The 11,611-nt window shown below is 39.9% G+C and carries 10 protein-coding genes and 1 pseudogene; 4 read left to right on the forward strand and 7 right to left on the reverse strand.

Features of this window, described 5'->3' with window-relative positions; genetic code table 11:
• Positions 1 to 408, forward strand: a pseudogene (locus KGF70_RS15305) (amino acid permease); the annotation flags it as partial.
• Positions 409 to 968: 560 nt separating this feature from the next.
• On the opposite strand, the gene KGF70_RS15310 reads toward KGF70_RS15305, so the two are convergent.
• On the reverse strand, positions 969 to 1,247 hold the full coding sequence (locus tag KGF70_RS15310) for a BRCT domain-containing protein (protein ID WP_216769421.1): 279 nt from the start codon (positions 1,245 to 1,247) through the stop codon (positions 969 to 971).
• Between the two features lie 858 nt (positions 1,248 to 2,105).
• Here KGF70_RS15310 and KGF70_RS15315 point away from each other — a divergent pair.
• Together KGF70_RS15315 and KGF70_RS15320 are read left to right on the forward strand one after the other, a co-directional pair.
• Complete coding sequence (locus KGF70_RS15315; RefSeq protein WP_021356781.1) at positions 2,106 to 2,906, forward strand: ParA family protein; 801 nt, start codon at positions 2,106 to 2,108, stop codon at positions 2,904 to 2,906.
• Between the two features lies 1 nt (position 2,907).
• Complete coding sequence (locus KGF70_RS15320) at positions 2,908 to 3,255, forward strand: DUF5388 domain-containing protein (protein WP_027821221.1); 348 nt, start codon at positions 2,908 to 2,910, stop codon at positions 3,253 to 3,255.
• 585 nt (positions 3,256 to 3,840) lie between these two features.
• Here the strand turns inward: KGF70_RS15320 and KGF70_RS15325 are convergent.
• The gene (locus KGF70_RS15325) at positions 3,841 to 4,743 is read right to left on the reverse strand and encodes a YitT family protein (protein WP_021356783.1); all 903 of its coding nucleotides are present in this window, start codon (positions 4,741 to 4,743) and stop codon (positions 3,841 to 3,843) included.
• Between the two features lie 86 nt (positions 4,744 to 4,829).
• On the reverse strand, positions 4,830 to 5,462 hold the full coding sequence (locus KGF70_RS15330) for a recombinase family protein (protein WP_065675016.1): 633 nt from the start codon (positions 5,460 to 5,462) through the stop codon (positions 4,830 to 4,832).
• Positions 5,463 to 5,784: 322 nt separating this feature from the next.
• On the opposite strand from KGF70_RS15330, the gene KGF70_RS15335 reads away from it, so the two are divergent.
• Complete coding sequence (locus KGF70_RS15335) at positions 5,785 to 6,387, forward strand: DDE-type integrase/transposase/recombinase (RefSeq protein WP_216769420.1); 603 nt, start codon at positions 5,785 to 5,787, stop codon at positions 6,385 to 6,387.
• A gap of 128 nt (positions 6,388 to 6,515) precedes the next feature.
• Here KGF70_RS15335 and nrdF read toward each other — a convergent pair whose 3' ends face one another.
• The 4 genes from nrdF to nrdI all read right to left on the reverse strand — a co-directional run bounded on the left by nrdF (position 6,516) and on the right by nrdI (position 11,147).
• Entirely contained in the window at positions 6,516 to 7,466 is a 951-nt protein-coding gene (gene nrdF, locus KGF70_RS15340; RefSeq protein WP_020923860.1) for a class 1b ribonucleoside-diphosphate reductase subunit beta, read from the reverse strand.
• Positions 7,467 to 7,480: 14 nt separating this feature from the next.
• Complete coding sequence (locus KGF70_RS15345) at positions 7,481 to 8,407, reverse strand: ribonucleotide-diphosphate reductase subunit beta (protein WP_010623241.1); 927 nt, start codon at positions 8,405 to 8,407, stop codon at positions 7,481 to 7,483.
• 106 nt (positions 8,408 to 8,513) lie between these two features.
• On the reverse strand, positions 8,514 to 10,661 hold the full coding sequence (gene nrdE / locus KGF70_RS15350; protein ID WP_056953169.1) for a class 1b ribonucleoside-diphosphate reductase subunit alpha: 2,148 nt from the start codon (positions 10,659 to 10,661) through the stop codon (positions 8,514 to 8,516).
• 27 nt (positions 10,662 to 10,688) lie between these two features.
• Positions 10,689 to 11,147 (reverse strand): class Ib ribonucleoside-diphosphate reductase assembly flavoprotein NrdI, encoded by a 459-nt coding sequence (gene nrdI / locus KGF70_RS15355; RefSeq protein ID WP_072533468.1) that lies wholly within the window; start codon positions 11,145 to 11,147, stop codon positions 10,689 to 10,691.
• Between the last annotated feature and the right edge of the window lie 464 nt (positions 11,148 to 11,611).

The raw sequence follows: 11,611 nt of genomic DNA on the forward strand, positions 1-11,611 counted from the left end.
AAGATGTTTGCTAATATATCAAGCAGTGGCGTCCCTGCCGCTGCAATTGCTTTTACCGCTTCGCTAGTCTTAATCACTCCGATTATGAGTTTAACAACTGCCATCAGTTCAGTTTTTACAATCGTAACCGGCGTGTCTAGTGATATGTATATTATTGTTTACACATTGACATTAGTTGCTCACAGAAGATACCGGGCTTCCACTGATTTTTTACCAAATGGTTTTATTATGCCATGGTATAAAATTACCAGCCCATTAACTATATTATTCTTCGGTATCATTTTCATCAGCCTGTTCTTCATCCCAGAAGATATTGTTGGGGCCGTTGGGGCAATCTGCTGGACATTAATCTTTGGTGGAATAGAATTTTTACGTCAAGGGAAAACGAACTTAAACAATACAAACTAAAAGATACAGGATAAAGGGGACTTATGGGGTGATACTCGGCATATCCACGTAATCCTTAATTACCCATTTTACTAAAAGTTGATTAAATCAAATTATTAATAAGCGGCTCATACCAACGTAGAGATAATCGTTAGCATGGGCCGCTAAGTTATTTTATAAGGGTATCAAACATTTGATTACCGTATAGCTCCTATGTCAAGTGGTAGATTGCAAATTTAATCCGAATTTGCAATCTACCACTTGACACGGTTCTGACCATTTTAGGTATGCTAGGTGTAATTACAGACGTACAAACTGTAAACGTCTCACAGGACACGACAGGCACCTTAGAACATGTTAAAAACGAGGTGGACTCCGCTAGCCAAGCTGATAAAACACCAACTAGTGCGAACGTTTCCAATGTGACCTCAACTAGTGCTGAGATTAAAGTAGATGACAAAGCTGAATAAAGTAAAAAGGTCTATCCTCAATTGGGTAGGCCTTTTTATTGTGCAATTTGACGGGAGAGGAGTGGTCTAGATGAAAAATCCCCCAAAAATCATTAAACTCACTTTGTGAATTTAACCGCCTAAACTCCTAGACCATTGCGCCAATCGTGCCTGACACCAGTCCAAAAAATCCCGTTCTGAAATCGTTGGTGTTCCCGTCAATAACTTTTTTGTGATGGGCTCCTCACCTAAAGTCGTCTCAATTAACCCAACCACTAAATAATCTGTCTGTTTCGTAACCCAATTTTGTGGTTTCGCCCCAAAGACTTTCGCCAAACTAAAAGCTTGATCCCGAGTCATGGTAGATAGACGTCCGGTAAAAGCAATCTCACAATCTCTTAAATCAAGCATTTTAAATCATCAACTTTCTTGATTCTAATGTTGGTTTTGACTTGACGGGTTATGGTTTTCCATTCAGTTTAGAGGGAGTGACGTTTTGAGCGCAGAATTGTTCCCTGGAATCAGCTATTTGGAATAACTGAACCAGAGTACAATTCTACTACTAAAAGTTGCCCCTTAGTTCGTCGGTCGTTAACGCCCGTCGCTTGTCTGTACAATTGCGGTATTGCTACCACCACTCATTATAAACCTACTTTTTCGGTTTAACCTACTAAAAAACGCCCTAGTAGGCGTTGGCAATACGTATTTATTTTTGTTCGATCGTCAACTAATCAGTGGCACCAAGCCGAAGCTTCGTTTTACCACCCGCGCCGTTAATGGTCGCGCTCACCATTCACCACCCAGCCGTACAGATAGCCTTGTTGTGGTATAGCCAGACTTATTGAAGTCGCACTGGCAAACGTGTCCCCTTGGATTTAGACCCCAGCTTGTCCCCTAGGGCTTTAAAAATCGCACCGGCCATGATATAATAGTCATTAAATGGGTTGACTTTTGTGTGGCGCTCACCGACGGGAATCGGTGGGTGTTTTTTTTTGTTCTATTTTGACTACGGTTATCATTATATCAGTTATCAAATTTTTGGTCAACTTTTCTTGTGTACAGTACACTGTACACCGTACACCGTATCTTGTAAACTGTACACCGTGTATTGGGTACTGTGTACTGTACACTTAAATAATTTCATAAAAAAGCCGTCATTCCGCATTCAATTGTTAAGTATTTTTTCTGTACATTGTGTACTGAGTACGGTACACTGTACATATAACACAGTACACCGTGTACCGTGTACAAATGGAGGAATTTTAAAAAATGATAATTAGTTGCGCCAATGAAAAGGGTGGTACTGGTAAAACATCTACTACAGCCTTAATCAGTTGGGAATTATCAAATATGGGATATAAAGTGCTTATGGTAGATTGTGACCCTCAAGCAAACCTAACTGATTTAATGATAAAAACAAAAAGTCACGAAAATTCCAGCATCACAATTGACCCATCTCTTTTCGCATTACTAATTAACGGAAAAGACTTAAATGACGGCATCATTAACATTAAGAACGATCTTGACTTAATACCAGCTGCTGCTGATATGAACTTATTCAGTCGGTGGGTTGATAAACAAGACATTGATGAAAAAGCTAAAGTCAGCTATCTTAAAAACTCTTTGTCAAATATATCTAGCAAATTCGACTTCGTGTTTCTTGATGTAAGCCCTACAATGAGTTTAACAAACGATAACGTTTTTATGTGCTGCGATTGGATCATTGTTATGCTACAAACTCAGCAAAGAGCATTGCTGGGAGCAAAAAGTTTCTTAAGCTATTTACAAACGAATTTAATTGACGAATTTGGAGCAAAAGTAGATGTAGCGGGTATTCTTCCAGTTCTTACAAAAGGGCAATCAATTATTGACAATGCCGTTCTTAAACAGGCCGTAGAAGAATTTGGGGAAGACAACATATTTGAAAATGTCATTACTGCTATGGAAAGAGTAAAGAGATACGACCTTACTGGAATCACTGAAAGCAGTCGTTCTGTTTGGGATAAAGCTACTCACAGCGCATATACGGCTGTTGCTACTGAATTAATATCTAGATTGGAGGCAGAATAATATGGGAGGACTTTTGAAACACGATAATGATAATCAGGTAAAAAGTCCTGATAAGAAGGTAAACGTAAATGTATCATCAATTTCTAGAAAGCAAGCAGGTTTTGGCGAAGATAGTGCGGAAAAAATTCCTACCTTCGATGTAAACATGCGAGTTGATAATCATACCAGAAACGCCGTTTTGGCTTTGTCTAAAGCAACAGCTGATAAGCGTTCAGCTAGTGAAATGGTTTCTTTGATGATTGAAAGTTATCTTGAATCACTAACTCCCCAAACACGTGATACTTACGATGAATTGGTATCGATGATGGAAACAAAGGATAAGCTTGACTATAAACTAAAAAGTAAATAATCACGCGCCCTCAGACAACACGTTCACCTTTTAGACGTATACTTGTCCGTTTAAATGAAGCAGAATGCACACAAAAAAGTCCTCTATTATGCGGAATAGAGGGCTTTTTTGAAATCAGTACATACAGGCTTTGCTTAGGAGCGTTGCTTGTGTCCATTTAGGACATACACAATCATATAACAATCAATGCTGTCACTTAACTTACTCAAAAAAGCCACCCATACTACTCAAAAAATATTCACAACCTATCTAAGCAACCGTTTCCAAAAGTTCTCTCTCGTCTCATGTACTACTGATAATACTGAGCATAGTATTTCCGATAGACTGAATATTTCGTTTCATAATTTTCCCCGCATTATTTCAAAAAATAGTTACTTGATACTTGTCAAAACTTAAGGCTTGTAAAAAATACACCTATTGGTTTCAAGTCTGTCTCAATAGTAAAACTATAAAATTTGAATCCTGGCCGTTTTCACATATATTATTGTTCAATACCCAACTGCTCTACGTGATCAAAACAACAATTTTCTAATCAGTGACTAGTAGATTATAGCCGTTTTTTCATATTAAAACGTCTATTAATTTTTATTCTTTACTGTGCTGCCAATTAACATGGTATCTTTTGCGTTGATAACTAAAGCCCTCTCCAATCACTTCATGGGCATCCAGTACCGTCACAAATGCCCGTTCATCAATCGCTTTAATTAATTGCTTCAATTGTGGAATTTCCCGCGGTTGAACCACCAAATAAATCACTTGCTTTTGATCATGCTGATAACCACCTTCAGCTTGCAAATATGTCAATCCTCTATTTAAAGAAACATCAATTAATTGGGAAATTTTTTGGCTTTTATCTGACACAATGAATAATACCTTAGCACGATTGGGCCCTTCTTGGACCATATCAATTACTTTAGATAATACGAAACTAACAATTAGCGAGTACGCGATGTGATACAGATCTAAGTATGATAGTGATAGCCCTAATACTACGTAGTCAATAATCAAAATTCCTTTTCCCGAAGAAAATCCAAAACTTCTCTGGCCAACCCGAGCAATAATATCACTACCACCAGTAGTTCCGTTATAACGAAAAACCAGACCAATTCCCAACCCTGATAATACCCCTGCAACCAGTGATGACAATAATAAATCATTTCTCAATGGTAGTGGTTGAATCAGAGCCTGCTGTGACCATATTATTAGAAATAGTGATAAACAAATGGTGCCATAAATAGTGTAAGCCATCATGCGCTTGCCTAAGTAGCGCAACCCAATTAGTATCAATGGAATATTCAGAAATAAAGTACTAATTCCCAAGTTAATATGAAAGAAATGACGAATAATCAGAGTTATTCCGCTCAGACCGCCGTCTGCCAAGCCGCTTGGAATAGAGACTAAATCTAGACTGAACGCATAAATGCTACATCCCAACGTAATCATAACTAATTCGAAACTATTGTATTTTGTCCAATCTTTAAAAAACATAGTTCATCTCCAAAATGTTTTATCAATGTAAGTGCTTTATTATTTGACCGATGGTCCCTAAAAAACACTAACTTGTCCTGTAGGCCCTAACTATTCACTTCCCTTTTGGGAGTGCCTAAGTCTCCAACTTTTAAAGCATATTCTTTAATACGATAAATCTGTCGTCGTTGTACGCCAGTACTCCTTGCAATTTGTGCAATATTCGTTCCATCCCTGAGCATTTGAACTACCCTTTTATATAGGTAGCGTTTTGATCCATGTGGACTATATTGCCGCCTTCTTCCTTTATACTCCCCGCGCTCCTTAGCTAATTGGATTCCCTGATTCTGCCTAGCATGAATTTTGTTGCGCTCTTCTTCAGCTGTATATTTGTATATTTCAAAAACCAAATTGGTTAATAAACCACGTAAGTTAACATCTTGTATATCAGTGAAACTCGGTAAACTTAAAACATCTAGTGTGGCTTCCTTTTGTTGAATCAAGTTAATGGTGTCAGTAATGTCCTGAGCATTTCTACCAAGTCGATCTAAATCCAAAACAGTGACAATATCTTTTTCACGAATGAACTCTAACATTTTTTGCAATTCAGGGCGATTTTGAACTGATTTTCCGGAAACTTTTTCCTGAAATATTTTCTCTACACCAGACTTTTTTAGAGCTTCAATCTGCCGAGTTAAATTCTGATTTTCAGACGACACCCTAGCATAACCAATTTTCATATATTTTCCTTCTTATCATATTAATTCTGACGTCAGTTTCTGGGAAACTACTCAACTAGTTGATCTGATTAAGATTTAAAAGTTACTGTGTCACACTCTAATGTCTCACACGTTTGATCTATTATACCACAGCTCAGGAAGGAGACATTAGGTACATCGTAACGTAACGGATTGGGGGATTCGAGATAACTTCTTAACTGGACGGGTTCAATATTGGTATAACCAGCATCATCAAAGTATTGGTAGTACCAAAATATTATCTAATCTCAGAAAAGACCCGGCCGTCACCGAACAGGTGACGTTAAAGCAAGTTAAGAGGATTATGAGCAAGCTAGGCATTCGTTGCCAGGTTCATCAGAAAAAGCATTCACGAATCAAACAACAGGAGCAATACTTACAAGATAATGTTTTAAATCAGCGTTTTGGCGTTAACCAACCAAACCAGGTTTGGTTAGCTGCTTCAACGGAATTGACCTATGGTGTTAACGGTCAGTATAAAGTGCGTTTGAGTGGCGCGCTGGATCTTTACGGTCGCCATCTAATTGCCCATAAATTAAGTGAAACTGAAACTTCGAAGGCAAAAGTTCAGGTTTTTCAACGGGCCTTTAATTTTGCGGGTGACGTCCACCCTGTAGTGCATACTGACCGAGGTTCGGCATGCACATCAGGAACATTCAATAACTTTTTGGCGCAACATGAAGTCACCCGTAGTATGTCACGACCAGGGACGCCGTATGATAACGCACCAATGGAACGTTGGTGGAACGAGTTCAAATTGCGCTGGATTGATCGACACGCTAAACCAGTTACCTATAAAGAATTAGTGGCCTTGGTCGAAGAAGGCATCAACTATTTTAATCAACTAGATCGTTCACCAGCAAGAAACGACCTCACCCCAGCGGAACACTGGAATGAGGCCGTTTAAGCAAAGCAAAACTTATATTATTTCAAATGACAACTTGACAGGGACTAGTACAACTCAGGGGGCTTTACTTTAATATTTCCTGTAGATATTAGCCTTTTTTTAATTTTAATTATGCCTAGAAGCCTATGTTAGAAGTCATAGTCGCCGCTACTCATAGCTTCAGCATTACCCATTAGATAGCCAGCACCAACTTGTGAAAAGAAATCATGATTGGCCGTTTCGGTTGAAATTCCGTTCATTACGATTGGGTTGATATCTTTAATCTCAGCATTGGGGAAGCGGGATTCAAAGCCCATATTTTGGAGCGCCTTGTTGGCGTTGTAGTGAACGAATTGTTTAACGTCTTCCGCTAACCCAATCGGCGCGTAAACTTCTTCGGTGAACGCAAACTCGTTCTCAAGGAGATCGTCGAGCAACTCATCCATCCACTTTTTGAATGTTTTTTGTTCAGTCGCCGATAGCTCGTTATATCCCAATTGAAATTTGTAGCCGAGGTAGGTACCATGAACAGATTCATCGCGGATCACCAGTTTGATAACTTCAGAAAGATTTGCCAGCTTATTGTTACCACGGTACCAAAGTGGGGTAAAAAAGTTGGTGTAGTACAAAATTCCTTCAAGAAAGACGCTTGCAACTTTCTTTTCAAGGTTGTTTCCCGTTTGATAAATATCATTGATCCGTTTGGCTTTGTATTGCATTCTGGGATTATTGTTCATCCATTTGAATACTTCGTCAACAGTGGCTTGATCGTTCAAAGATGTCAAAATAGTGCCGTAGCTTTTGGCATGAATTGACTCCATCATCAAAAAGTCATTGAGGACTGCTGCTTCTTTTCGTGTCCGAACGTCGGGCCGCATCACGTCGACTCCTTCTTCAGATTGGAGTGTGTCCAGCAAGGCTAATCCACCCACCACCCGATTGATAACCGATTTTTCGGTGCCAGAGAGTGTCCGCCAGTCCCGTAAATCATTAGAAACAGGTACTCGCGTATCCAGCCAGTATTGTGCCGTTGCTTTATCCCATACATATTCGTCAAGTTCGTCTTCGATGATGTCCCAATTAATTGTTTTATAGCTCATTAGTTGAATACTCCTTAAAAGTCGTAGTCGTCATCGGTCATTTTTTCAGTGTCCGATTCATTGTTTGCAGCCGTTACCTGTTGCAAAAATTGATTTTGATCAATCATCAGTTCTTTGAGTTGCGCCACTAGTGAAGACGGTTGAACTTCGTAGACAGCGTTAAAGCCAAGTGACATTAACGCATGATTGGCACCATAGGAGGCCAGATTGATGGCTTCGGTGGCATCGTCAAGGTTAGCTTCTAAGAAGTCTTTTTCAGTTTGCATGAGTTGATCAAACTGTGTATTAATCCAATACTGCAGTTCGGTTTGATCACTTACAGTGAGTTCTTCAAATCTGAGGCGAAATTTGTAACCAATATAAGCACTAAAAAGAGCGCTACCGCGGAGAATATTAGCCAACATTTGGTAAGTATTAACGAGAGCCTGTGTTTGAAGTATTGTCCAGTATTTACCAAACGAGAGCCCAGTTTCAGTCAGAATAAAAAGGGCTTTTTTCTGTAAGGCCATATCGCTAGTGCTCATTTGGGCTAGTTGGTCAATTTCAGCTTGCAGATTGGCATTATCATCTGCCCAAGTAAAACTTTCACCGCCGTTACCCGGAATCAGAGCCCGGAAAATGGTCGTACAGCTTTTGGCATGGACTGATTTCATAAAGGTAATGGTGTTTAATACGGATTCTTCTTGTTGAGTTCGCCGATCGTGGCGAATAGCAGGGGTACCAACTTCTGATTGGTAGACGGCTAACATTGATGTACCTGCCAACATACGAGTAATGGCCTGTTGTTGAGTATCTGATAGCTGTTGCCAAGCCGTTTGATCATTCGTGATGGGAATCCGAATGTCCAACCAAAAGTTAGTGGTGAGTCGTTCCCACATGTATTTATCGAAATTATCTTTAATATCATCCCAGTTAATTGCTTTGTAGTATAAGTAGTCCATCGTTATTTGTTCGTCTCCTTAATTAGGATTCATGGGTATATGGGTCTTGTGACCCAATAACGTATGCCGGTGTGTTAAACGGACGGTAAGACCCCAAGTGAATTTCCTAGATCATGCATGATTCACATTCATTTGCCGTTTTAATTTCATCGTCTTCTGTAAACGTTCGAATGTAATAAAGTGACTTAATGCCTTTTGTCCAGGCGTAATTCCGTAACCGGTTAAGGTCTCGGGTTGTCATCTTTAAATTGTTATTGTCCTTCCACTCGTAAAGGTCAGGTTTCAAAACTGAACGCATAAATAGTGTCAGACTCATGCCTTGATCAATGTGCTTTTGAGCTACGGCATAGGTGTCAATAATTTTTCGTTGATCAATATCATATGCGGGTGTGTAGTAAGGCAAAGTTTCGTTAGACAGGTAAGGTGCTGGATAGAAGATTGAGCCTACCTTATTTTCCTGACGTTGTTCTACTAATTGTGTGATTGGATGAAGTGATGCACTTGTTTCATTGACGTACGAAATTGACCCGTTCGGTGCCACAGCGAGTCTATTACGATGATAAAGGCCGCCAGTAATCACAGCTTGCTTGAGTGCCTTCCAATCTGTAACAGATGGTAATTTAATATTTTTGAAGATTTTTGCAACTTTGGTACTCTTAAATTTAAAGTCTGCGTTCAAGTATTGATCGAAGTAACTGCCATCAGCGTACTTTGATTGGTCAAATTTAGCGAAGGTTTCGTGGCGTTCACGGGCAATTCGATTGCTCGTAACGAGTGAATAGTAGTTTAAAGCTAGGAAGTAGGCATCAGTAAATTCAAGGGCCTCTGGTGAGCCATACTCAATTTGGTGGCGTGCAAGGGCAGTATGCAGACCCATAGCCCCTAATCCAATCGTGTGGTAAAGTTCGTTACCATGTTTAACAGTTGGTACTTCCTTAACGTCGGTTGTGTCAGTTACGAGGGTGAGCGCACGAACAGCAACCTCAACTGAGTGACCGAAGTCCGGCGAGTCAATCATATTCATGATATTAGTTGATCCGAGATTACATGAAATATCGGTGCCAATTGTCTTGTACGATAGGTCATCATCAAGTTTTGACGGTTCTTGAGGCTGTAAGATCTCACTACAAAGGTTACTCATAATAATTTTGCCATCGACAGGGTTAGTTTGGTTGGCCGTATCAATGTTCAAGATGTAAGGATAACCAGATTCTTGTTGGAGTTGAGAAATCTTTTGTTCTAGTTTCCGCGCGTTAAAAACTGACTTCTTAATATTGGGGTTAGCGGCCATGTTGTTATATTCTTTGGTGATATCGATGTAAGCAAATGGCGTACGATATTCACGTTCGACATCATAGGGACTAAAAAGATACATTGGTTCGTTAGTCTTGAGTAATTCATAATACTTATCAGGAACAATCAAACCGAGGGACAAGGTCTTCACCCGAATTTTTTCGTCCGCATTTTCCTTTTTGGTATCCAGAAAATGTAAGATGTCAGGATGGAAGACGTTGAGATAAACCACTCCGGCGCCGTTCCGTTGCCCGAGTTGGTTACTGTAGCTAAATGAGTCTTCAAGTAACTTCATCACTGGTACAACGCCAGACGAGGCGTTGGAAATCTGCTTAATAGGATCACCTGAGGCGCGCAAGTTTGACAGGTTAACGCCGACGCCCCCACCGATTCGAGATAGTTGAAGGGCAGAATTAACGCCGCGTCCAATTGAGAGCATGGAGTCGGCCACATCGATTAAAAAACATGATACCATTTCACCGCGCCGTTTTTTACCCGCGTTGAGAAACGTGGGGGTGGCAGGCTGATAACGTTGTGAAATCAATTCATCGGCAATGTCATTGGCAAGTTGTTCATCACCATTAGCGAGATAGAGGGCATTGAAGACGACGCGATCGACAAAGTCTTCCAAAAATTGCTGGCCATCATTAGTTTTCATGGTATATTGTGTGTAGAACTTGTAGGCACCGAGAAAGCTGCGAAAACGAAAGTGATGGTCTCTCATTTGGTCGAACAAGGACTGCACAAACTTGTGAGAGTATTGTTCCAGGATACTTGGATCGATATAATCTTCGTCAACCAAGTAATTTAACTTGGCATTTAACGAATCAAATTGCTTGGTCTTCGGTTTAACTGTCTCTTCGAAATAAGCCTTTAGGGCTTCTTGATCATAATGTAGCGGAATTTCTCCGTTGCTTGGGATATTTACGAGGTTATTTAAGTAAAAATAGGTATTTTCCATTTCTGGGGTGCTAGTTACCATTAGGGATTACTCCTTCGTTGTTTGAAAACAAAATTGATTGCGATAGGTTAAGATGGCATCGGCAATGCGAGGAATGTCGTGTGCGGTGCCACGTAGCTCAAAATCGGTAATGTAAGGAAAATCGAAGCGTTTAGCATATTGTTTAGCCGTGAGTGCAAACTGCTTATTAAAATTACGATTACCGCTACCGATAATACCGTAGCAATGCTGGTAATTGCCTTCGTACGCGAGGTAATCTCCCAAAATAGTGGTTAATATTTCAGTATAACCGTCATTAACCCCATTACCACCTTTAAGAAAGGCTGGTAGGAAGGTAACAAACGGCTGGTCAAGAGTGGTGAATTCAGGGTGTTCTTTAACATTAATTGAACTAACCCGAACATGACGTTCTTTCTCAAAGTATGTTGTCAGTCTGCTAATAAAATATTTCGTGTTGCCGCTCAAACTGATGTAGAGAATATTTATGGTTTCCGTAACTAATCATCGCCCTTTTTCTATATATAGTGGTTAGGCGATCATTATAGCACTATATGTGGTGTCCGTGCAAATTGGTGGACGATCTGATTGATCTACAAATTGTGTTGAATATAAAGATTCATGCGAGGTGGCTAAAATGGGCCCACCGTTGGTATTTTAAGCTGCACTAAGAGACGATAAACGGGACTTTTAATGAATGGAAGCAAGCTCCCAGGACCCAGCTCACAGTTTGCACCAAAGGCCTTGTTATCAATTGAGAAGAGCACACTGTACGGTTCATGATCAAAAAATATTTTGATTATGTCTACTAGTTTTTACCTTTGTTTTAGTACAAAAAAACGTGCGTCCCCTAGAACTATTAGAAAGTTAATTTAAAATAGTCGAAGGATAATTAAAGGCATGCTATAATGCGGGGAAGAAAAAGAAGCCCTGCGTGAACGGAGCTTATCAGA

This window comes from Lactiplantibacillus sp. 7.2.4 (assembly GCF_018991185.1).
Lineage (GTDB): Bacteria > Bacillota > Bacilli > Lactobacillales > Lactobacillaceae > Lactiplantibacillus > Lactiplantibacillus pentosus.